A 22,092-nucleotide genomic window follows, 5' to 3' on the forward strand; every position below is an offset into this window, starting at 1 on the left:
GAACGATGAACAAAGAACTGTTTGGCGTGCTCGAAGACGACGGCGCGTTCGACGAACTCGCCTCACGGTCGAGTTTCGACTGGGTCGGAGCGGGCGAAAACGCGACGGTCGCGATTCGCGACCCTGCGCTCGGCTTCCCCGGTCGGTCGGCGACCTACAGTGACGAGCGAGGCTATTGCGTCCTCTGGGGTGAGGTTTTCCCCCCGGACGACGTTTCGGCTCCGCTCGCCGAGTACACACTCGACCGATACGAGGAAATCGGCCGCGATGCGTTCTCGGAACTCAATGGGTCGTTCCTCGCGTTCGTCGAACTGAACGGTGACGCAATCGTTGCGACCGACCCCATTCGAACGTGGCAGTGTTTCTACGCCGACACGCCGAAGGGGCGTGTCTTCGGGACGAACCCGAGACGAGTCGTCTCCGCGGTTCCGCACACGGACGTCGACACGCGTGGGTTACTCGAATACGTCCACATGGGGGTCGTCGTCGACGAACGGACCGTCTTCGACCAGCTCAACGCCGTCCCGTTCGACGGCTTCCTGACCGCCGACGAGGCCGGAACCCTGTCTCGGTTCATCTACGACCCGGCAGACCCCGACGAATTCGACTACGTGGACGAACTCGCCGCACGACTCGAACGTGCTATCGCCCGCCGGTCGAACTACCCGGGGAAACAGGGACTGCTCTTGAGCGGCGGCTACGATTCGCGGACAATCGTCGCGCAGCATCCCGGTATCGACGTGTGTTACACACTCGGGACGCCGAACCATCCAGAGGTCGTCGTCGCCCGGAACATCGCGAACCAGTACGGCGCAGACCACGAGACGCTCGTCGCGAACGACGACTATCTCAACGTCGACGAGGGCGTCATCAAGTACTGCCTCGGGACGCGAGAATCGGTCCACGTCCACCACGCAGGATGCGACGGTAAGGTCGACGCCGACACCGTCTTCCACGGCCTGTTCTTCGACACGCTCCTTCGGGGGCACTTCCTCCCCCGGAACGTCGTCGACATCTTGGGGAACAAGTTCCCGCTTCAGGGGCTCGACCCCAACCCCAACGCGACCAAGGTGCTGTCGTCGAAGTTCGGCTATCACCCGGCGTGCGACCACGTCTTCCCCGAGTGTTACGACGAGTTCGACACGAGCATGGAGTTCATCGACGAGGTCGTCCACGAACAACTCGACAAGTGGTCGGACCGCTACGACAACATCTACGACAGCATCGCACTCGTCGGAATTCAGAATCAGCCGACGCTTCCGTTCCACTTCGAACTTTCCGACAACTACATCGAGTCGTTCGTCGCGGCCGACGCCGAACTCATCGACTGGCACCTGAAGACGCCGCCCGAAGAGCGGAACACGGAGACGATGAAGCAGGCTATGCGGAAGCTGAACCCGGACATCTTCCAGCACCGCCCGCCGGACCGCCCGCACCACTCCTTCAGGAAGAACCAGATAGAGAAGTTCCTGCGGCGGAAACTCCCCGGTGTCGAGCCGTTCAGCACGCCGTGGCCGGACATGGACGCCCAGTACGCGGAGAACGAACTCGACCGCAAACTCTTCCCTGGGTACCCCAGAATCCACGAACTCCCGGTCAGAGTCAAACTCCGCATCAACGACATCACGACGTGGATGAACTCCGCCGTCGATACGTCGCTGCTCACGCCGAACGACGTGCTCTGTCCGCCGGAGCGACTTCTCTCGAACCTCTAACCCAGCCGGGCTATTTCTGCGCCGACGGAGTTCGGGGTTCTACCGGGCCGATACTGGGCCAGCTATCGGGATGACTATCGGGCCAACTACCGGCGCGATACCTAGAAACGAACCTCTACCGAATCAGCTACTGTTAGCGGTCCTGAGAGACGGCTTCTCCGGGTTTCGTTCGTGCCCCAGCCGATAGTTTCACGCCGGGGTCGAGCGCAGTGTTGATACCCGTCTTGACACCGTCGCCGACGACGGCACCGAACTTCTTCCGACCAGTCGAAACGGCTTCGCCTTTCACCGTCATCGACACGACGTCGCCGTCGTGACGAAGGTTCGCGACGTTCGTCCCGGCACCGAAGTTCACGTCACGTCCGACGACACTGTCACCGACGTACGAGAGGTGTCCGACGGTGGTCCGTTCGAGGAGCACGCTGTTTTTCACTTCGACGGCGTGGCCGACGTGGACGTCGGGTGCGACGTACGTACAGCCCCGAATGTAAGCGTTCGGCCCGACGGTCGCGCCCTCGGAGATGTACGCTGGACCTTCGACGACGCTCCCATCGCGAACTGTGGCACCCTCTTCGACGACGACGCTTCCCTGGATGGTCGCGTTCCCGCTGACGTCTCCCTCGACGCGGCGTTCCACGGTTCCGAGTTTCCACTCGTTCGCTTCGAGGAGTTCCCACGGGCGGCCGACGTCCATCCATCGGCTGAGCGTGACGGGCGTGACGGTGAACTCCGCGATGACTCGGTCGAGGACGTCGGTGAGTTCACGCTCGCCGCGCTCGCTCATCGGGACGTCGAGCATGTCGCGCGCGTCCTCGGGGAAGACGTACGCGCCGCCGTTGACGAGGTCGTTTTGGGGGGCCTCGGGTTTCTCGGTGATTTCCGCGACTGCGCCGTCTTCGACGTTCAACACGCCGTAGTTCGAGGGGTTGGGAACGCGGAACGAAGCGATGCTGGGCGCTTCCTCGAACAGTCTCGCGATTCCCTCGGGGTCGTAGAGGTTGTCTCCGTAGAAGACCGCGAACGGACCGTCGATGTGGTCGCTCGTCGCTCGAACGGCGTCGGCGGTACCCTGCTGTTCGTCCTGGACGACGTAGGACACCGGGACTCCCTGGTAGGATTCTCCGAAGAACTCCCGGACCTTTTGTTCGCCGTAGCCGACGACGAACACGAGTTCGTCGGCACCGGCTTCGACCGCGGCGTCGGCCGTATGGGCCGCAATTGGACGCCCCGCAACCGACAGCATCGGCTTCGGAACCTCGTTCGACAGGGGCTGCATTCGAGTACCTTTGCCGGCAGCGAGTACGATAGCCTGCATAGACTGACGTAGTCGAACGAGAGGCCTTATTATACGCAATATAAGCGGCTGGGACGGTAGAAAACCCGACTGTTGGAGAAATTAGGACCGTCGTAGGTGCGATTCATCCGAGGAGGACGTCGTGTCGCCACAGCAGGTCGCGTGCGAGAGCGACACCCCACATGACCGCATCTTCGATGTGGGTCTCTTTTCGCGTCGTCTCGACGAGGTATCCCGGGAGGTGCAGGTCGCCATACACCTTGTGGATGAACAGCGGCCGCGACCCATCGAGCGTGTTTCCGCGCTTGAAGTCGTAATACGACGGGTAGACAGACCGTTCGATGTAGTAGTTGTTGGCGAGGTCGCAGGCGTCGACCGCGTTCTGTGGGGTTGCACGGGTCGGGAAGATGGCCTGTCCGACCTTTCCGTCGTGTTTGTAAATTCCGCTCGAACTGTGGAGGTCGACGACCACGTCGGGGTCGTGTTCGAGGAGTTCGTCCCAGATTGCCTGTGCGAGCGTGCTGGTCGGGTCCGACCCGGTGGGGAACTGGCGATTGAGGTCGCCGTCTTCGGTGTATCGCGCAGCGAGGTCGACCGCCGGCCGGTTCGCGTACGGAATCACGACGAGTTTCCCCCCAGTCGGACGGAACCGGGTCATGTGCTCCGCAGCGATGTACCCCTGCGGTTCTTCACCGTGCATCCCGCCGACGACGAACGCCGTGGGACCGGGCTTCCCCGAATCGATGACGTACACGGGCGTCTCGTATTTCGTGTCCGGGAGGAGCGGGTGAATCTCGACACTCCCCTTGGAGACTCTGTCGAGACGGGTCTGGGTCCAGCCCAAGATATCCGCGTAGTTTCCGTGTTTGTGGTCCCGAAGCAGTCGAACCCGTGGCACGTCCGAAATCCCGTATCGAACGGCGTCCTCAGTCGCCGCACGGACGAGGCTGTTGTAGCGTCCCTCGTACGCGCGGTTAGCAATCTTCGTGATGTTCCGAACCCCTGCCTGGTCCATGCAGGACTCCAACCGGTCGTGCGTGTAGGTCTCGGTCGTGAAGTTCCAGAACATGAACTCGAAGAACGTCCAGAAGTTCTCCGGTTCGACGTTCCAGACGCCGTACGCGGCACGAGCAGCACGAGCCTCACCCTCGTCGTCGCCGACGAGGGGCGAGTCGAGCGAATCCGGTTGGTACGACAGGAACCGAAGTTCGACGTTGAGGTCGCCGGTGAGGACGTACTCGCGAACGATGTCTTCGAGGTTGTGCTGGACGAAGTACTGCGATTCCTCCGAGAGGAAGTTCACGTAGACGACGAGCGTCGGGTTGGTGTCGCTCGTCCCCATCGTCGGGTGGAGACGGTCGCTCAACATTGGTGCAGTTCCGACGAATCCCGGAGCGAATCCGGCAGTTGCAGTTCGAGTACCGACCGTGCCCAGTAGGGCGAGTCCGCCAGCGGCAGTCAGTATGTTTCGGCGAGTGGTTCTAGGCTCCATGAATCTTCAATTAGATGTACAATACACTAGAGTGTGAAATTCAGTCTTCATATGTTCAGCATTGAAATACCCGTGTGTGATAGTAACATTCTATTAGAATGGGTTTTAGCAGTGCGGAGAACTCGGATTGAGCGGGATGATGCGTGAAGTAGCTACACTGAGAGCGACTGGGTCGCTTGTTCGACGACCCCTACCGCCTCGTCGAAGAGGTCGTCCGCATCACTCTCAGTGCGTGCCTCTGCGGTGACGCGGACGAGGGGTTGTGTCCCACTCGCCCGGACGAGGAACCAGCCACTGTCAGTCGCGACACGGACGCCATCGCGGTCGTCGATGTCGTCGTACCGCTCGCGAACGACCGTCTCGACACGTTCGAGGACGCTGGCTTTGTCATCCGTCTCGATGCTTTCGCGCCGGAGGGGATAGGTATCGACTTCGGAGACGAGAGTGGCTAACGACCCCCGTTTCGAGACGAGTTCGGCGAGTTTGCAGGCCGCAAGCGGACCGTCAGGACAAGGTGTTTCGTCGCTCCAGACCCACGCGCCGGAGGGTTCTCCACCGAAGACCACGTCCGGTTCGGCGCACTTCTCGGCGACGAACACGTCACCGACGCGGGTTCGAACGACGTCTGCACCGACCATCGCGAGCGCGTCGTCGACCGCGAGACTCGTATTTACGGGCACGGCGATTCGGTCGCCTTCGGTGGCCGCTTCCCGCCCGAACAACGCGAGGAGTGTGTCGCCGTCGACGAACGTTCCGTACTCGTCGACCGCCATCATCCGGTCTGCATCGCCGTCGTGGGCGATTCCGAGGTCTGTGCCAGTCAGGGCAACGTGAGTCTGAAGGTCGTGACACGTCTCTGCGGTCGGTTCACTGGGTCGGCTTGGGAACCGCCCGTCGCGCTGTCCATTGAACGTCGTGACCGAACAGCCGAGGTCGGCGAGGACGTCTGCGGTGAGTCGTCCGGTTCCGTTTCCGATGTCGACGAGGACCGAGAGGGAGTCTTCGAGGTCGATACTCTCGCGGAGTGCCTGTCGGTGGCGGTCGCCGATGTCTCGGTGTCGTTCGCTGCCGATACCGTCCCAGGCCGCGAGTTCGTAGTCCGACTCCCGAACACGGCGCTCGATTGCGGTTCGTCTGTCAGTGCCGAACGCGCGGCCAGATTTCGTCCACAGTTTCACGCCGTTGTCGGTCGGAGGGTTGTGCGAGGCGGTCACGACGGCGCTAGCGTCGGCGTCGAACCACTCGGCAGCCCGCGCGACAGTCGGCGTCGGGTGTGTTCCGACGCGAATCACGTCTGCCCCACATTCGAGAAGCCCGGCCGCGAGTGCGTGCTCGAACACGACGCCACTCTCTCGTGCGTCGCGTCCGACGACGACGCGGTCGTATCCTTCACTCCCGAGCGCACGGCCGATTGCGACCGCAAGTTCCGCCGTGACGTCTTCGCCGACTGTTCCGCGGACACCGCTGGTTCCGAACATAGTTCGGACGAAGAACTCCACATTCCTTACTATGATATCAGTAAGGAGAAGAGATGGGAGGGGAGAGTAGCCCAGCCACGCGCAGTGGCAGGCTCTGGCACCCTGACAGCCCCAGTTCGCAGGTCGGCACGTACCGGAGGGGGGACGGTGTGTGTCGACCCACGTCTATGATGTGCAGGCACCACCATTACTATCAGGAGACTAGAACCGGGGGTCGACAGTGGTTGGGTGGGGAGTAATCGCTTGATAACGACAGTTTCGGGGCTTATAGAGTCCTTTAACCGAAGCAACAATCTGGGTGGTTCATGTGTGACGGACTCGTGTCGGCAACCATGGATGTACACAAATTGACCGCGATTCAACGCGATTTGCTCTTCGTTGTGAGCGGGATGGACGAGTCTTCGGGGCAAGCAATCAAATCGGAACTCGAACAGACCCAGGGGCGAAGCCTCCTTGCGGGGCGGGTCTACACGAACCTGAACGAACTCGTGGACAGTGGTCTCATCGACAAAGGCAGTCGGGATGGCCGGACCAACGAGTATTCCCTCACAGAGGAGGGACGCGAAGCGGTCAGGAATCGTCAGCGCTGGGAGAAACGCTACGTGAGACAAACGGCTTGACCACGTCTGTTTCGTGAAAGTGAACTATCAGCATCTGTGCGGGACGATTTCGGCCTGTGAGGGGGTGGTTTCCTTACCCTAAAAATAATAAACAGCAGTTGCGGGCAATGCCCTGTCGATGTCAGAACGACAGTCGAACCGGAGGCGGTTCCTCCAACTGACCGGTGCAGCAACACTCGCAGGACTCGCTGGCTGTTCGGGTGGTGCGGCCGAGCAACGCCAGACAGCAGGGGCTACGACGGCGACCGAGACGAATTCGACGACATCGACGGACACGGCAACCACCACTCCACAGGACGAACAGAACGGTCCGCGAAAGGGTGACGACCTGCCGAAGGACACCAATCCCTCCGACGGGTACCCACCGGAGTTCGACACCGTGCCGGAAGAGCGGGCAATCGACACGAGTTCGTACGACACGGTCGTTCGCGAAATCGACGAGACGTCCGTCGAAGTGCCACTCGTGTCAATCGAAGACGCCTACTACTGGTATGCGCGAGGGGAAGCCCGCTTCGTCGATTCACGCAGCGAGACCAACCACGACGTGTCCCACATCTTCGGCTCGGTCCTCAGCCCCGCACCAGATGGTCGGGCGTACGACCCCACGGAAGACTGGAACAAGGCAGACCGCGTCGTCACCTACTGTCAATGCCCACACTACCTCTCCTCGCTTCGGGCGGCGGCACTGCTCAATGCGGGGTTCGAAGAAGTGTACGCTATCGAAGAAGGCTACGAGGCCTGGCTCGACCGGGACTACCCACTCGCGGGGAGCGACACCAGCTACACCTACGATGTGCGAACTATCGACGGGAAGACGAGCCAAGGCGACGCGAACGGAACGGTCTGGGCGTTCCACCCGCCGACCGGCCAAGTAGAAGCGACCAAAATCGACTCGGATGGGTCGTACACGCTCGAGCTTCGATTCGTCCAAGTGGACGCACAGAGCACGATTCAAATCGAGACGCCGAGTTACGCCATCCAAGCACCACTCGGTGAGGTGACGAGCGGGACGGTCACTGCAGACACCGGGTCATCAGTACCGGCGACGAAATCGACTGGAACGAACTCGACGGACGCGACGAACACGACGTCGGCATCGACGAGCGCGACGAACACGACATCCACATCGGTCCCGACGAACGCGACGGCGACTGGCGACACCACGGCGACCACCAACACGACATCCGACGACGCGACGAGTAGTCTGTCGGACCCGTGGCAGTGGAACAGCTAGGCGCTCACCAGTTGCGGACAGACAGAACAGTGTCGTCAGCTGTCGCGCTCTCGTTCAATAAAGCGCCCCGCCGGTCGGTACCTCCTTCTCGGGAGTGACGAGGACGGGGTTGCCATCGTCACCAGGGACGCCCACAGTCAACGCCTCGGATTTGAAGCCCGCAATCCGAACCGAACCCAGGTTCGTTGCACAGAGTACTTGGGTCCCGACGAGTTCGTCGACGTCGTGATGATAGCCGAGTTGGGCGGCCGATTGGAGTGTCTCGTCACCGAGGTCCAACCAGAGTTTGACCATCTTCGGCTTGTTCGACTCGGAGAACTCGGGTGCTTTCTGGACGGTGGCGACGCGGATTGTCACGTCGAATGGGGATTCGGTCATGGAGAGTGAATACGAACGTCCATTGCGTAAGTTCCACCGGTCACTGCGAGACACGCTGTTCGACTGGATGTGACTGAAACGCCAGTGGCGCGCGAACGAACCACTCGACGGCGACGTGTTACGACTCTGGGGGATCAACACTATAGCTAGAAAATATAGATATGAGGTATAGCTATAAATTATAAGTGTGCTTTTGATATTACTTTCCATATCATCTAGGAGGGCACTGTCTAGGTACGGCCAGTTTGAGAAGCAAGAAGATCGCTTCCATCATTCGTGGGTGGGCAGTCACGGAAGCGTCCACGGGAAGTTCACACAATTTGTGCAATACTATGATTTTCAGAACCGCATCAATCGCTCGATGGACGAACACCGGTTGAGGAGGTCACTAACTAACAATGCCCTATTTAATGACTATAAACAATCTAGTGTAGCGGACATTTCTTCGACCTGTTCTTCATCGTCATCAAATAGCAATATTTGGCGCGTAGCCATCTCTCCTTTGTTCAGGTCAGCTAGTTCAAAATAAACCCCAAGCGCAGAATCTGGAACATCCGGACCAAAACTCGGATTATTAGCAGAGGGTGTCTCAGTAACCCCTACAAAAACATCTTCGTTATCACTCGGGAGGGTTTTGTTCTCATTCGCCATTGGTTGTTCAGACTCAGATGTACTGTTCGCACTCCAGCGGGCGACGGTCTCGTTATCTGGTGCCTGGACTTCGATCCTAGTAATAACCTCTGTATTGATCCACAACGTTATCTGGAAACAACTATTGGCTGTCCACCGGCTACAGCTGCCTCCTTTATTGACATTGTTGCTCGTGGTGCCAAGATCATACATATAAATGTGATCCTCTTCTTCGTTATGATCATACGATAGTGAGCAATCTGGCCCATTACTAAACGGAGCCATACATCCTGAAGAGACTACAGTAAGGCCAGTCGCGAGAATAGCCCGTCGAGATGGCAAATATTGATTAGCCACGTTGAATACTTTAATTGAGCAACATGAAAAAGTATGGGATATAATACTTCCTTCATCCTAAATAGAGATTCCACACCGACTCCGTTATGAACAGACTGGGAAGGCCATTGTCAATTCCACGACTTTAGTCGTATTATGGCACCGCCTAGTTACGCCAGTTTGAGGAACAAGCAAGTCGTTGAGTTAATTGGGTAGATTGCTTGCAGACCTTCTCAGCGAGTGCATTTCGGCGGGACTGAGAAGACACGTGGGAATGTGGGCAGCGGGAGACATCCCAAACTCACGAAGCGCGTTTGCGGGCTCGAAAGCAGGCGGCTTTCGAACTTTCCACACGAACAACGCGTTCGTGTAGGCCACTAACACGACGTTCTGGAAGCCACCGACAGATTGCGTCCCACTAGTCCACCCTACCGCAAGACTAAGACAGCGCCCACTCTCGGTGGCGAGTCAAACAAGGACACCTCACGAGCACGACGGCCAACACGGGACTCACGGTCGCTCGGCACTGCCCCAGCGTCTGCCCACGGCCCGTATGATCCAAGGTGGGTCCGCCGCCAGACACTTCACCACCTCCTCGAGGGACAGCCATTCCAGGAGACATTAGTAGCGAACCAACCAATACATGACATCCAATAATCAAATTCGACATACAATTACAGCAGTACTACCGTCATAGAGGGAGACAGACAGGACGTATAATATATTCAACTGACAGGTGTGGTCAGAGTGCAGCATCAGTGACGTGCCACAGACTGTTAGAGAACACACCAACCGACTGAAGATATGACGACAGTCGCACCATTCTAGCGCACCCACAGAAGGCTAGCAACACTCACCACCCAAACCGCAGAGAGCCACACCCACCGAACCAAACCCGCCACATAGCAGTTCCACTGGCACCCACATCCGAGGCAACTGGAACCGAGGTCACCTCGACAGCCCCAGTAGCACACCCACTCCCCCTCACCCCCACCGTGAACGACAGGAGCCCCCTTAAGACAGATCACAATCCGACCCACCACAGACCGACCAATGTACTGCACTCACGCACCCGACTGCTTCAGAGTGCGCACGACCCCCACGTCACACACCCATCCCCGTCTTACTGTCGCGTCAACTCGTACGTCTGCCCCCGGAATTCGAACCGCCGCGTCTCAGTAGCAGCGTCCACGACCTGATCAGCAACGTGCGGATCCGTCTTGAGAACAACTGAATTGATAGTCTCTAAGATGAAGGCGAGTGTGTTTCTGAGCCCTCGGTGCCACGGACGCCTCACTTGCTCGGGGATGAGTGACTCGACAGTCACGTCGACCGCCGACAGAGTGTCAGCTATACCCCAAGCAACTGTATCCCAAGGCCTGTCGTCCGACGAGTATCTGCCATGTGTTGAGGAGCGACTCGACAGTCACAGTACCGACGTTGATCAGAGGTTCGACCAGCGGACTAGCGTATCAAGGGTAGTTCAATAAATACATCATTTAGAAAATATTATTTAAAATCCGCCGACGTCGCAGCCAAGTCGGGTCGCAGTCGACGAAACTGCTGTCAAAACCAACGGGGATACGGTCTTGATTATACAGTACAATAAACATCAATACAGAGGTGATTCTCGACATCACAGTGTTCAAACCTCACAGAACAGATCCGACGGCTGCGTGTCTCCATAGACTCACCGAGAAACATGATTGTTCAGAGACTGAGTTTTTGGCAGATTTCTTCGGTTATTGGACATCTATCACCCGATTAGAGTCGGACGTTCGGATCGATTACACAAACCGAAACCTGATTGAAAGGTTGTTTCAGATGTCCAAATGAGGATCGACCGTTTCCACAACCCATGAGCAGAAGTCATCTGAGTGCCCGCGAGATTCTTGCAACTATTATTCACAACTGTGACTTTCAGTGACCGCATCAAGCACCCGACAGACGAACACCAGTTGAGGGGCATTAACGAGACAGTTCCTCCAGTAGAATAATAATTATTCACTGACATTCCAACAGTAACACCAATGAATGGATTCGGTAAGTACGTAGACGGATACGTCGACGTTCGAGACCAGTTGTCACGGTAAGCGTTGGACCGTGCTGAGGACCACTTTGCAGCCGAACGCGCCGAAAAATTCGAAAACCATCGAGAACAAGTCCGGGAGACGTTTCTGTCGAGCATCGGCGGACTACCCGAGCGAATGGACAATCCATCGGTCGAGACAGTCGAGCGAATCGACCGAGACGGGTATTCGGTCGAGTCGGTCGTCTTCGAGAGTCGACCGAACTACCACGTGACCGCAAACTGTTACGTGCCCGATGGCGGAGGGCCACACCCGGCAGTTCTCTTTTGCTGTGGGCACCTCGACACGCCGAAAACAGGTTTCACGACGCGAGGTGCGAACTCGACTATTTCGACCAACGAGCCGACACAGATAGTACCAGAATCGGCGCCTATCACGCACTGTACACTGCGGCCATCGCAGAGAACGTGGGAGGAGCGAACTTCGGGACCTCGGCCCCAGTTTCGTTGAGATGGCAACCGAGTCGGACGTTCCGTTTCGCCCACAACTCACCGTGTTCGACGTGGTCGGTGTGTGCGACGTTCCACACGTCGCCGCTGCCCTCGACGAACGGGGTGTGCCTGTCGAGACAGAGTGACGAACGGCGGGGGTATTCTCAAAAACACGCACTGAAGCCATACAGTTCACCTACATAGTTCACCTATACTGTATAGCTATAACAAGTAGCCATATTATATGGCCTGAATCTAGCTATACTCTACGGCAGTATCCCGCTGTGCTGCTGTACCTGCGGAGCACCGTGATTATTCGTTCCGACAGGTCCACCAACGAAAAATCGAGGGCACAAGACTGGATAGTCTCCTGTAGGATGGCGCGCATTTGAGCCGGCCACAGCAATAGCCAACAGCCATGATTCATACCCAGAGTCCATAGCCGCAGCTAACAACTGTAGTTCACACCAGTAATGTATAGCTATACCCCACACACATATTTTACAACTATATTTTCCACCTATATCCAACAACTACACTCTACACCTACACCTCACACCCCTAGTCTGCAGATTAGCGTCCCAACTATGGTAGACACTAGACCAGATAACTGAGCCACGAACGATACCGCTCTACAGCAGTATTGCCCAAAAGTTGTAGGTACAGACCGTATCTGACCACAATCGCCACACAGCACACCCACGATAGTTGAACACACGCTGTAGCTAGAAACCATAGTTACAAACTATAGCTATACTCCATAGTTATAAATAATAGCCAGATATCATCGCTACGTTGTCTGACCTAGATTTATATTCACGGTCTCCAACTAATGCGCAAATGCTCACGTATGCGCCGGTTTCGGAGGCAGGAGGCGTCGGGAAGACGACGACCGCTGCGACGCTCGCGGCGAGTCACGCGCGCGCCGGACACGACGTTCTCGTAATCGACATGGACACACAAAACGGGAGCCTAACCTACTTCTTCGGCCCCGACTACGACCGCGGAGACCCGAACGTGGACAACCTCGTTCGGCACCTCGTCGGCCGACCGAAGGGGGGCTTCCACGACCTCGCTATCGAGGTCGAAAGCGGTATCGACCTCATTCCTTCCCACAACATGCTCGAAGACCTCCACGAATTCCTCCTCAACGAGAAACAGCAGGCCGAGAACTTCGGAGAGTCCTACAGCATGTATCACCAACTCCATCGCGTCCTCCGGGAGGCGAACGTCCGCGACGAGTACGACGTCGTCATCGTCGACTCCGCCGGGAAGGCGGGGCCGATTCTCTACAACGCGCTCGTCGCAGTGCGGAACGTGGTTATCCCGTTCGAAGCGACCGCGAAAGGACAGGAGTCCATCGAGGGACTCGACGACCTCGTCGACGGACTGGAACAGAGCATCAACGTCGACGTGGGCGTGCTGTCTGTCCTGCCAATCGGATACAAAGATACGCGCGACCAGCGGGAGATTCTCAGTGAACTCCGCGAAAGCGGCTTCCCGGTTCCGGTCGTCGTCGGCGAACGCGGGTCGCTGATGGAAGGGTGCTGGAAACAACAGTGCAGTCCTTACACGTACGTCGAGGAACATCGCGACCGGAAGCGCGACTACGAACTCGAAACGCTCGACCAGTTCGACGAACTGGCCCGACACCTCGAACGCGAGGCCGGTCTCGAAGCCCCCGAGGTGACTGCCTAATGGGACTCAAATCAGGGTCTCGGGACGCCGGTCTCGACGACACGGACGAAAAGGAACCACCCGCAGAGACCGAACAAGAACCTGCGGGGGCGGTGGACGAGGATACCGAACCTGAAAGCACGTCCGCAAGCCCTACTGAGACACAGACCGCTGAGGCGCAGACTGCCGAGACGGACGCTGTGGAGTCAGAGTCGGGGGGCGAGACGGAGTCAAAATCAGAGTCCGAGTCAAAGTCAGAGTCGCAATCGACGTCCCAGCGACCGACGATGGACTCGATTCCGTACAAGCTTCGACGCAACAAGGTAAACGAGGGACGCGAGCAGGTTCCGTATTTCCTCCGAGAGGAGGTTATCGATGGGGAAGCGGAACTCCAGGATACGCTCGAAGAACTCCTCGGAGAGAACGTCTACAAATCCGATTACCGTGAAGCCGCGATGGTCGTCGCCCAGCGGAATCCAGAGCTAATCGCTGGCGTGCTCCGAGAGTGGGGCTACGACCTCGATACCGCCTAAGAGGCCGACAGCTGCACGTTATTTCAGGCCCCTCACGACAGACAGCGCAGTCGCTATCGGCGACATGTGTCCTAAAAATAAGATATGAATGAGTTCTGTGAGTATCTCGCGCCATCGATGGACGACGCACGAAAAGTTCTCCTACGTGACTTTCTCTTGGGGGCATCTGGAGTGTGGATACTCTATCAGTTCGCCTTCTTCGGCGTGCCATTCGACATCTCTTTGACCCACCTGCTGACCGCCGGGGTCGTCGCCAGCGGTTGCGGTTGGTTCCAATACCTATCTGAACATCAAGCCTTCCCGCCTCGGTTCTACGATGTCCGAGACTACCTACGGAGCCACCCGCTGCAGACGGTTTTGTTCACCGCGATTGGGATTGTAACCCTCTGTCTCCCGCTCATGTTGAATTCGGCACTCGTGGGACTCTACTACGCCGGATTCACCGGCATGTATCTCGGATTCCTCGGGTATCGCTTCGTGTTCGGAGTGGTACGTCCGGTCCCCGAAGAGGCTCTCAACAGAATGTAAGAGCAACTCCTCACGTATCGACACTAATTATGTGAACAAACCAAAAGATGGAGTAGATGGTCCCCTCCAGACGCCGATTTCTCGAACTAACCGGGCTCGCCGTGACCGGGACACTGGCGAGTAGCGTCGTCGCAGGCGGCCCGAAGTCTGCTTCCACACCCACACCCGCATACGATTGGCCGATGGATCGGTACGACCCCGAAGGAACCGGGTTTAATCCCACAGCAAGTGGGCCAAAAGACGGCGTGAAGGTCGCGTGGTCGCACGACTCGACAGACTGGTTTCGCGGAACAGAGTCTCCGATTCTGCTGGGCGATACACTCTACGCCGTTGGAGAAGGGCTGCTCGCACTCGATGCCGAGACGGGGGCCAAAAAATTCGGCCACCCCGGTCCCTATCAGTCGCCGCCGGCCCGTTCTCACTCGTCAGTCTACAACACCGACACGCTGGCGGTCGGGTCCTCGGCTGGAGTGTTCGGCCTGAATGCTGACGGCGGGGTCGGACTTCCACTCACAGGAGCCCAGTTCGGGGTCGAACGGTGGAACCAACGATACGAGACAGGAGGCCTCTTCTTTGGTCCAGCAGAGCCGGTGGCACCGGTCGTCGCCGACGGGGAAATCTACACGCCAGTTCCGGGAGAGAGCGACATCACTGCACTCGACCCAAACGACGGAGAGACTCGATGGCGAACGACGATAACCGAAGACGACACATTCGGTGCCGACTTCAACAGGCCCGCGGTGAAAGACGGACTCGTCTACGTCACGTACTGGCCCAATGGAGTGGCCGCGCTCCACACAGAGTCTGGAGAGAAACACTGGCAACGCAACGTCGACGAGCAGTTACTCTTACCGCCAATTGCGACCGAAGCAGGTCTCGTCGTCCCCTCCCGTGAAGTGGTTTGGCTACTGGACCCCAACGATGGGACGACACTCTGGAAACGCACGCTAGACGCGAACGCGACCGAAAGCACACCGGCGGTGGCCGACGGGAAGGTCTTCGTTACCGACGAACTGGAGTCGCTGCACGCCCTCGACCTCGAAACGGGAGAGACGCTGTGGACCGCGCCATTCGGTGGCGCGACGGCACCGGTCGTCGCCGACGGCGTCGTCTATGCTGTCAAAGAAGGCTATTCCCTCGTCGCGTTCGACTCCGAAACGGGTGCCAAGCGGTTCGAGTTCCAACCTCCGCAGGTCCCGCTCTCTGCGCCGGTCGTCGGCGACGGCGTTCTCTATGCAGTGAACCGCGAGCGCGTCATCGCACTGGAGGAAGCAAAATGACGAGTAAGAGAGAACACGGCGCGGCCGACACCGAACCAACGGCCTCGGAGTCCAGACGATGGCTGTCGACCCCAGTCATACTCGACGCGGTGAAAAGGCACGTCAGTCGCGACCCGGGGCTCGTCGTCCCGTTCATGGTTGTGGGCCTCTTCGTCGCCTTCGCCGACTGGGTTCGCATGCGTGACCCGATTCCACTGTCGGCGTCGGATGGACTCAGTCAAACGTTCAGCATCCAATATTCCGTGTTTCCGATGGGGACCGCCAGAACAGCCAGACGCGCCGCCGTGTTCGTCGACCTCCGACTCCCGTATTTGGTCGGTGGCCTAACACTCGAACTCCTCGCGGTGCTAGCCGCTGGAGTCGCTGGCTGGTTGACGATTACTCGCGCACTCGGCGTCGAGCGGTGCCGCAGTTCGCTCGCCAGATACCTCGGCGGGATGTCGACAGTGACGATTCTTCCCTGGATGCTCGGCTCTCCGAGTATCGACGTTGGGAGCCTCGTACTCGGGGCACTGTTGTTTCTCACCTTCACGCTCGTGCTGGTTCGGGTCTTCCTCGTTCCCGGATTTCTGGCCGCAGACGAGGGGTTCAAGGTGGCACTCTGGAAGAGCGCCCGAGCGTCGAGTGGGATTCGCGTGACGCTGTTCTGGCTGCTGAGTCTCTTCGGCCTTGCATCGTGGGGACTCGCACAGATACCGGTCGCGGGCGGGCTTCTGAGTACGGCCGTGGTCGGACCGGTTCACGCCATCTCGCTTGCCGTGGTGGTGCGCCAAACACGGATGGAGAACGCCGCTGAGAGAGACGGCTGACTACTGAAGCAACCAATCCAAACTGGAGGCACAGACCGAAGACCCACTCGCGCCGTCCGGTTCGAGCGTCAACCGGTGTTTTTGTTCTCGCTCGGTGCAGGTTTTGATTTCGGTCATCGTGTGCGTCTCGTTGTCGCCGAGGTCCTCGACGATGTACACCGTGACGTTACCGGGTTCCCACGCCTCGATAGTCGTCGTCACTTCGTCGCCGGGTTCGACCGTGACACGCTGCGTTGGAATCCCGTCGTCCGCCAGTGTCACGTTCCGATATCCATCGGGCCAAACCAACTGCGAGAGCGTCGCAAGACGACGTTCACCGTCTCGTGTGGTGACTTCGAAGTTCATCAGGAGTGCGGCTTGCGTACTCTCTGCGGTGTACGCAGTCACCCGATAGGTCGTGTTGTCTTCGTTCGAAAGTGTGAACGTCGGCGGTGAGTCGATAGCTTCGCTCGCAGCGACAGAGACGCCGCTGAGGAGAACCAGACCGACGAGGAGGAACGACACTCGGCGAGAGACCATAGAAGGTGTGAGGAAGGCCACGGAAAAATAAGCCCGGCATCTATCGAGAGCGGGTGCGGCCGAGAGACTACACCGAAGTTCGGCCAAGTCACTGCTGAACCCGCTGGGCACGTTTCTGTCCTGAATGTTTAACATATCACCACCGCCACTCGGACTCTATGGCACGTCAACTCCCACTCCCTGCGGTGTCTCCGACGCAACTGTACCTCTCGAAACCGAAGCTCGTCGAGGTACTGGAGTGGTTCGACTGCGACGACCCACAGTACGACCCACTTCCCGTGTTCGAACACGAAGGGCAGTGGTATCTCTCAGACGGCCACACGCGGGGCTTCGCAGCAGCACTCGCTGGCGAAGACACGCTCTGTGTCGAACGAGACGAAACGCTCCGCGAGGAGTTCGATTTCGAGGCGTATCTAACCTGTATCGACTGGTGTGAGGAGGCTGGAGTCCAGTCAATTCACGACCTCCACGGCCGAGTCGTCGAACAAGACACGTACGAGAGAAAGTGGATTAGTCGATGCCAGCGCCTCGGCTAGAGAACCGATTGCTGCTGGCAGGATGTGAAGATTCACCGAAATTATTATCTTGTCGTAAACTCCGTTGCCTAGCGTGGTTTACGAGACTGGTAATCAGACGGTCGACGAGTCGGTCGCCAAGGTTCTCGACGGGGACCAAATCGACCGGACAGAGGCGTTAGCGCTCATCGCACAACCAGTCGAAGACCTCGCACCAGCCGCCGACGCGGTGCGAGCACACTTCGGAGATGACACGGTCGACGCCTGCAGTATCGTGAACGCGAAGGCGGGCAACTGCGCGGAGGACTGCGGGTTCTGTGCGCAATCGGTCCACTTCGATACCGGCATCGAGACCTACGGCTTTCTCGACCCAGAGGAGATTCTCGACGCGGCGAAGCGCGCGGAACGAGACGGCGCACAGCGATTCGGTATCGTGGTCGCCGAGAAAGGAGTGAGTAAGGAAAAACGCCCGGACGAGTGGGCCGACGTGTTGCGAGCAATCAGGCTCGTCCGCGACGAGACCGACATCGAAATCGACGCGAGCCTCGGCATCCTGACCGAAGAAGAAGCCGAGATTCTCGCCGACGAAGGCATCAATCACTACAATCACAACATCGAAACGTCACCGCGATACTTCCCGGAAATCGTCTCGACGCACCGATTCGAAGACCGGGTGAAGACGCTCGAACGTGCAAAGGCGGCGGGCATGGACCTCTGTGCCGGCGTCATCCTCGGCATGGGCGAAGCCCCGACCGACCGGGTGGACGCGGTGCTCGCCCTCCGCGACATCGGCATCTCCTCGCTCCCGGTGAACATTCTGAATCCGGTCGCCAAAACGGAACTCGGCGACGAACTCGGCGACGCCGCGGACATCACGACCGAGGAGATTATCAAGACGATTGCGGTCTACCGGCTCTTGCTCCCGGACGTTCGCGTTCGGTTGACCGGCGGCCGTGAGGTCAACCTCGACAAAGACGAACAGCACCTGCCATTCGAAGCAGGGGCAGACGGCATTCTCACTGGTGACTACCTCACGACCGAGGGGCAGTCACCCGGAGACGATATCGAGATTGTCGAGCGAGCGGGACTCAAGCCCAATATGGAGGCCAACGAGTTCGACCCCGAAGCGGTCAAAGCCCGCTCGAAGGACGTGGCCGACGGCGTAACAGAATCAGCGACCGCTGGGGGCGACGCCGAGCTCGACGACTGAACAGCAGACGAACACGCATCAACCGACGACCAACTGACGAACTAACGGACGACCTACCGACGACACGACGATGAACGACGTTACATTCGCAGTACTCGGAACGGGTGGTATCGGCCGACGGACGCTCGAAGTTTCGACGCACAAAGACGAACTGACACCGGTCGCGGCGTGTGACCGCCACGGCGTCGCAGTCGACCACGACGGACTGGACGTAGACGAACTCCTCTCGGCGACGGAAGGAAACATCGCCTCCGACGGCGGCGCGACAGCGGTCAAAGAGACCGGCGAGATGAAAGGCGTCGCCGCCTCGACGCAGGCGGTTCCGACCGACACGCCAATCGACGATATCATCGAAGAAAGCGACGACATCGACGCGATACTGATTGCGCTGCCGAACTTCGAACACGACTTTATTCCGCGGGTCGCCGACCGCTTCGTCGATGCGGGCTACTCGGGCGTCCTCGTGGACGTTCTCAAGCGCTCTCGCGTCATCGGGATGCTCGACGAGCGCACCGAAGCGTTCGAGGAATCGGGAATCACGTTCGTCTGCGGAGCGGGTGCGACGCCCGGGTTCCTCACGGGTGCAGCAGCGCTCGCCGCACAGTCGTTCGTCGAAGTCGACGAGGTCGAAATCTGGTGGGGCGTCGGCCTCAAATCGGGCTACGAGGACAACCGCGGCACGGTCCGCGAAGACATCGCGCACCTCCCCGAGTACGACATCGACGACGCCCGCGAGATGAGCGACGAGGAGATTGCTGACGTCATCGACGAACACGACGGCGTCATCGAGTTCACCGATATGGAACACGCCGACGACGTGCTGTTGGAACGCGCTGGCATCTGCGACGCCGAGGATGTCACCGTCGGCGGCATCCTCGACGTGACCTCGGACGAGAAGCCCACGACGACGACCGTTCGCGTGACTGGGACGACCTTCGACGGCGAACGCGGGACCAACACCTTCCAACTGGACGACAACACTAGCATGGAAGCCAACGTCAACGGCCCAGCACTGGGCTACTTGAAATCGGCCGTCCGACGAAACCGCGCGGGAGAGTATGGCGTCTTCGGCCCGGCAGAGTTGCTGCCGCGGTTCTGACAGGTCCACGATGACCGAACAAGCGGACCTGCACGCTGACGCCGAGGTGGGAGGTTCCAACCACGGATTCGACCCCGCCGCGCGTCTCGCCGAGCGACGGGACCGAAATCTCGACCGCGACCTCCAACCGGCGGACCGCGTCGCGGCGCGAACGCGGATGGCACCAGACCCACGCGGTACCCGGCCCGACTACGGCGACGAGCGACTCGTCTTCGCGGCGAACAACTACCTCGGACTGGCGCAGGACGACCGAGTCGTTCGCGCTGCACAACAGGCAGCCAGGTCGGTCGGCACCGGCGCTGGGGCGAGTCGGCTCGTCACCGGAGATACAGGGTTACACCGCGCGTTAGAGAGAGACATCGCCGTGGCGAAAGGGACCGAACGCGCCCTACTCTTTTCGTCGGGATACGCGGCGAACGTCGGAACCATCACCGCACTCGACCCCGACGTGATATTCTCCGACGAACTGAATCACGCGAGTATCATCGACGGCTGTCGGCTCTCCGGGGCCGAGACAGTCGTCTACGACCACTGTGACCCGAATTCGCTCGCCGAGGAGATGGCCGCTCGCAGCATTAGCGGCGAGGCCGACGAACAGTGTGACGCCAATGTGCAGCGCGACGCCGACGAGTCGTGGCTCGTCGTTACCGACTCGGTGTTCAGCATGGACGGCGACGTGGCTCCGCTGGCCGAGATTTGCGACGTTGCCGAACGGTTCGGAGCGTGGGTCATGGTCGACGAGGCCCACGCGACGGGTCTCTACGACGGCGGCGGAATCGTCCAACGCGACGGACTGGCAGACCGCATAGAGGTACAGATGGGAACGCTCTCGAAAGCACTCGCCAGTCAGGGCGGCTACATCGCCGGAAGCGAGCCCCTCGTCGAACACGTGGTGAACGCCGCGCGGTCGTTCGTCTTCTCGACCGGTCTGGCACCGCCCGCGGTCGGTGCTGCCCGCGAAGCCCTTCGAATCGCCCGCGAGGGCGACCGTCGCGAGCAGTTGTGGGACAACGTCGAGTACCTCCGCGACGGTCTCACGTCGCTTGGGTACGACGTGCTGGGCGAGACGCAGATTCTCCCGGTGCTGGTCGGCAGTCGCGACGACGCAGTCGCCCTCGCAGACCGCATTCGAGACTGCGGCATCGTCGCCCCCGCGATTCGCCCACCCACCGTTCCCGAAGGGACGAGTCGCATCCGCGTCGCACCGATGGCGACCCATACGACAGCCGAACTCGACCGCTGTCTCGACGCCTTCGAAATCGCAGGACAGGAGCGTGGGTTGCTATGACCCGAGCCGAGACGTTGGACAACGCGTTCGCCGTCGTCGGGACAGACACGAACGTCGGCAAGACGTTCGTCACAGCGGGGCTCGTCGGTTGGTTGCGTGAGTTAGGGTCCGACGCACGAGGTGTGAAACCGGTTCAATCGGGCTATCCACCGGACGACGACGCGTCGTTCATCGCCGACGTGTGTGGGACTGCCGATGCGGCGACGTGCCCGCGACGACTCAAACCCGCGCTGGCCCCCGCCGTCGCCGCCGACGTTGCGGGCGAAACGGTCGAATACGAGACGATTCGAGACGACGCCCGCGCGCTGCTCGCCGACTCGAATCCGGGCGTGCTGGAAGGTGTCGGTGGGTTACGGGTCCCACTGGCTGACGGCCGCGAGGTGATTGATTTGGTCGCCGACTTGGGCATTCCCGCAGTGCTCGTCGCTCGGTCGGGACTGGGAACGCTGAATCACACCGCGCTGTCCGTCTCGGCGCTCCGGAATCGAGGTATCGACGTCTCGGCAATCGTGTTGAACCACTACGAAGGCGAGACACTCGCCGAGCGAACCAACCCCGACGTGCTCGCTGAGATGACCGACTGTCCGGTGTACACGCTGCCGCCGCTCGACGTTTCGGAGCCGTCAGATGTGGTCGCAGGCGTCCGGAAACACCTTCCGCTGGACGTGTTTCCCGAACGTATCGTTTCGGGGGGCGCGTCCCTCGCTGACGACTAGGTGAAGCCGACGTGGATATTCTGAAGTCGTACACCTACGTCGAGAGGTTCTCTGACGGCACCCATCCTTCCGCACCGGACGACGTTTCACACCACTCCCAGTCCGCGAGCGATTCGTGAGAGACGACAGTCTCACCAGCCTCGACGCTCAGTTCGACCGCAGAGTAGTGGTTTATCGCAGGCCAGCAGTGCTGCTCGCCTACAGCAGGCCAGCGATTATA

20 protein-coding genes and 1 pseudogene are annotated in these 22,092 nt (G+C 59.4%); 15 read left to right on the plus strand and 6 right to left on the minus strand.

The window, feature by feature from the left end:
* The first annotated feature begins 5 nt into the window (after positions 1–5).
* Positions 6–1,715 (plus strand): asparagine synthase-related protein, encoded by a 1,710-nt coding sequence (locus KU306_RS16050; protein ID WP_258303591.1) that lies wholly within the window; start codon positions 6–8, stop codon positions 1,713–1,715.
* Positions 1,716–1,848: 133 nt separating this feature from the next.
* Here KU306_RS16050 and glmU read toward each other — a convergent pair whose 3' ends face one another.
* The 3 genes from glmU to glmM all read right to left on the minus strand — a co-directional run bounded on the left by glmU (position 1,849) and on the right by glmM (position 5,979).
* Positions 1,849–3,030: a bifunctional sugar-1-phosphate nucleotidylyltransferase/acetyltransferase gene (glmU, locus tag KU306_RS16055; protein WP_258303592.1), complete on the minus strand. Its 1,182-nt coding sequence runs from the start codon at positions 3,028–3,030 to the stop codon at positions 1,849–1,851.
* A gap of 103 nt (positions 3,031–3,133) precedes the next feature.
* A complete protein-coding gene (locus KU306_RS16060; protein WP_258303593.1) occupies positions 3,134–4,501 on the minus strand; it encodes a M14 family metallopeptidase in 1,368 nt (455 codons plus the stop codon).
* Positions 4,502–4,653: 152 nt separating this feature from the next.
* Positions 4,654–5,979, minus strand: a complete 1,326-nt coding sequence (gene glmM, locus KU306_RS16065; RefSeq protein ID WP_258303594.1) for a phosphoglucosamine mutase — start codon at positions 5,977–5,979, stop codon at positions 4,654–4,656.
* A gap of 332 nt (positions 5,980–6,311) precedes the next feature.
* Between glmM and KU306_RS16070 the strand changes: the two genes are divergently transcribed.
* Together KU306_RS16070 and KU306_RS16075 are read left to right on the plus strand one after the other, a co-directional pair.
* Positions 6,312–6,599 (plus strand): PadR family transcriptional regulator, encoded by a 288-nt coding sequence (locus KU306_RS16070; protein ID WP_008321952.1) that lies wholly within the window; start codon positions 6,312–6,314, stop codon positions 6,597–6,599.
* 118 nt (positions 6,600–6,717) lie between these two features.
* Positions 6,718–7,833, plus strand: a complete 1,116-nt coding sequence (locus KU306_RS16075) for a rhodanese-like domain-containing protein (RefSeq protein WP_258303595.1) — start codon at positions 6,718–6,720, stop codon at positions 7,831–7,833.
* Between the two features lie 54 nt (positions 7,834–7,887).
* On the opposite strand, the gene KU306_RS16080 is transcribed toward KU306_RS16075, so the two are convergent.
* Positions 7,888–8,211 (minus strand): tRNA-binding protein, encoded by a 324-nt coding sequence (locus KU306_RS16080; RefSeq protein ID WP_258303596.1) that lies wholly within the window; start codon positions 8,209–8,211, stop codon positions 7,888–7,890.
* A 259-nt stretch (positions 8,212–8,470) separates the two neighbouring features.
* Between KU306_RS16080 and KU306_RS16085 the strand changes: the two are divergent.
* Positions 8,471–8,607, plus strand: a pseudogene (locus KU306_RS16085) (IS6 family transposase); the annotation flags it as partial.
* A gap of 18 nt (positions 8,608–8,625) precedes the next feature.
* On the opposite strand, the gene KU306_RS16090 reads toward KU306_RS16085, so the two are convergent.
* Positions 8,626–8,862 (minus strand): hypothetical protein, encoded by a 237-nt coding sequence (locus KU306_RS16090; RefSeq protein ID WP_258303597.1) that lies wholly within the window; start codon positions 8,860–8,862, stop codon positions 8,626–8,628.
* Positions 8,863–11,718: 2,856 nt separating this feature from the next.
* Between KU306_RS16090 and KU306_RS16095 the strand changes: the two genes are divergently transcribed.
* From KU306_RS16095 to KU306_RS16120, 6 genes are all read left to right on the plus strand, one after another.
* A complete protein-coding gene (locus KU306_RS16095; protein WP_258303598.1) occupies positions 11,719–11,844 on the plus strand; it encodes a hypothetical protein in 126 nt (41 codons plus the stop codon).
* Positions 11,845–12,538: 694 nt separating this feature from the next.
* Complete coding sequence (locus KU306_RS16100; RefSeq protein WP_258303599.1) at positions 12,539–13,396, plus strand: ParA family protein; 858 nt, start codon at positions 12,539–12,541, stop codon at positions 13,394–13,396.
* Complete coding sequence (locus tag KU306_RS16105; protein WP_258303600.1) at positions 13,396–13,908, plus strand: DUF7970 domain-containing protein; 513 nt, start codon at positions 13,396–13,398, stop codon at positions 13,906–13,908. The genes KU306_RS16100 and KU306_RS16105 overlap by 1 nt, the downstream gene beginning before the upstream one ends.
* Before the next feature lie 117 nt (positions 13,909–14,025).
* Entirely contained in the window at positions 14,026–14,436 is a 411-nt protein-coding gene (locus KU306_RS16110; protein ID WP_258303601.1) for a hypothetical protein, read from the plus strand.
* 182 nt (positions 14,437–14,618) lie between these two features.
* The gene (locus KU306_RS16115) at positions 14,619–15,716 is read left to right on the plus strand and encodes a PQQ-binding-like beta-propeller repeat protein (protein ID WP_258303673.1); all 1,098 of its coding nucleotides are present in this window, start codon (positions 14,619–14,621) and stop codon (positions 15,714–15,716) included.
* Complete coding sequence (locus KU306_RS16120; protein WP_258303602.1) at positions 15,713–16,525, plus strand: hypothetical protein; 813 nt, start codon at positions 15,713–15,715, stop codon at positions 16,523–16,525. The genes KU306_RS16115 and KU306_RS16120 overlap by 4 nt, the downstream gene beginning before the upstream one ends.
* Here KU306_RS16120 and KU306_RS16125 read toward each other — a convergent pair whose 3' ends face one another.
* Positions 16,526–17,044: a hypothetical protein gene (locus KU306_RS16125; protein WP_007542237.1), complete on the minus strand. Its 519-nt coding sequence runs from the start codon at positions 17,042–17,044 to the stop codon at positions 16,526–16,528.
* 158 nt (positions 17,045–17,202) lie between these two features.
* Between KU306_RS16125 and KU306_RS16130 the strand changes: the two genes are divergently transcribed.
* The 5 genes from KU306_RS16130 (at position 17,203) to bioD (ending at position 21,872) form a co-directional block, all read left to right on the plus strand.
* Complete coding sequence (locus tag KU306_RS16130) at positions 17,203–17,580, plus strand: hypothetical protein (protein WP_007542238.1); 378 nt, start codon at positions 17,203–17,205, stop codon at positions 17,578–17,580.
* Between the two features lie 73 nt (positions 17,581–17,653).
* The gene (bioB, locus tag KU306_RS16135) at positions 17,654–18,769 is read left to right on the plus strand and encodes a biotin synthase BioB (protein ID WP_007542239.1); all 1,116 of its coding nucleotides are present in this window, start codon (positions 17,654–17,656) and stop codon (positions 18,767–18,769) included.
* 70 nt (positions 18,770–18,839) lie between these two features.
* Positions 18,840–19,868, plus strand: a complete 1,029-nt coding sequence (bioU, locus tag KU306_RS16140; protein ID WP_258303603.1) for a (S)-8-amino-7-oxononanoate synthase BioU — start codon at positions 18,840–18,842, stop codon at positions 19,866–19,868.
* Between the two features lie 10 nt (positions 19,869–19,878).
* Positions 19,879–21,156, plus strand: coding sequence for an aminotransferase class I/II-fold pyridoxal phosphate-dependent enzyme (locus KU306_RS16145; RefSeq protein ID WP_258303604.1), 1,278 nt, complete (start codon positions 19,879–19,881; stop codon positions 21,154–21,156).
* Entirely contained in the window at positions 21,153–21,872 is a 720-nt protein-coding gene (bioD, locus tag KU306_RS16150; RefSeq protein ID WP_258303605.1) for a dethiobiotin synthase, read from the plus strand. The genes KU306_RS16145 and bioD overlap by 4 nt, the downstream gene beginning before the upstream one ends.
* Positions 21,873–22,092: the final 220 nt, after the last annotated feature.

Source organism: Haloferax larsenii (genome assembly GCF_024730625.1).
Lineage (GTDB): Archaea > Halobacteriota > Halobacteria > Halobacteriales > Haloferacaceae > Haloferax > Haloferax larsenii.

Bases quoted from the DNA above. Each gene is read 5' to 3' on its own strand.
- KU306_RS16050 (WP_258303591.1), top strand. From the start codon at position 6: ATGAACAAAGAACTGTTTGGCGTGCTCGAAGACGACGGCGCGTTCGAC.
- glmU (WP_258303592.1), bottom strand. From the start codon at position 3,030: ATGCAGGCTATCGTACTCGCTGCCGGCAAAGGTACTCGAATGCAGCCC.
- KU306_RS16060 (WP_258303593.1), bottom strand. From the start codon at position 4,501: ATGGAGCCTAGAACCACTCGCCGAAACATACTGACTGCCGCTGGCGGA.
- glmM (WP_258303594.1), bottom strand. From the start codon at position 5,979: ATGTTCGGAACCAGCGGTGTCCGCGGAACAGTCGGCGAAGACGTCACG.
- KU306_RS16070 (WP_008321952.1), top strand. From the start codon at position 6,312: ATGGATGTACACAAATTGACCGCGATTCAACGCGATTTGCTCTTCGTT.
- KU306_RS16075 (WP_258303595.1), top strand. From the start codon at position 6,718: ATGTCAGAACGACAGTCGAACCGGAGGCGGTTCCTCCAACTGACCGGT.
- KU306_RS16080 (WP_258303596.1), bottom strand. From the start codon at position 8,211: ATGACCGAATCCCCATTCGACGTGACAATCCGCGTCGCCACCGTCCAG.
- KU306_RS16090 (WP_258303597.1), bottom strand. From the start codon at position 8,862: ATGGCGAATGAGAACAAAACCCTCCCGAGTGATAACGAAGATGTTTTT.
- KU306_RS16095 (WP_258303598.1), top strand. From the start codon at position 11,719: ATGGCAACCGAGTCGGACGTTCCGTTTCGCCCACAACTCACCGTGTTC.
- KU306_RS16100 (WP_258303599.1), top strand. From the start codon at position 12,539: ATGCTCACGTATGCGCCGGTTTCGGAGGCAGGAGGCGTCGGGAAGACG.
- KU306_RS16105 (WP_258303600.1), top strand. From the start codon at position 13,396: ATGGGACTCAAATCAGGGTCTCGGGACGCCGGTCTCGACGACACGGAC.
- KU306_RS16110 (WP_258303601.1), top strand. From the start codon at position 14,026: ATGGACGACGCACGAAAAGTTCTCCTACGTGACTTTCTCTTGGGGGCA.
- KU306_RS16115 (WP_258303673.1), top strand. From the start codon at position 14,619: ATGGATCGGTACGACCCCGAAGGAACCGGGTTTAATCCCACAGCAAGT.
- KU306_RS16120 (WP_258303602.1), top strand. From the start codon at position 15,713: ATGACGAGTAAGAGAGAACACGGCGCGGCCGACACCGAACCAACGGCC.
- KU306_RS16125 (WP_007542237.1), bottom strand. From the start codon at position 17,044: ATGGTCTCTCGCCGAGTGTCGTTCCTCCTCGTCGGTCTGGTTCTCCTC.
- KU306_RS16130 (WP_007542238.1), top strand. From the start codon at position 17,203: ATGGCACGTCAACTCCCACTCCCTGCGGTGTCTCCGACGCAACTGTAC.
- bioU (WP_258303603.1), top strand. From the start codon at position 18,840: ATGAACGACGTTACATTCGCAGTACTCGGAACGGGTGGTATCGGCCGA.
- KU306_RS16145 (WP_258303604.1), top strand. From the start codon at position 19,879: ATGACCGAACAAGCGGACCTGCACGCTGACGCCGAGGTGGGAGGTTCC.
- bioD (WP_258303605.1), top strand. From the start codon at position 21,153: ATGACCCGAGCCGAGACGTTGGACAACGCGTTCGCCGTCGTCGGGACA.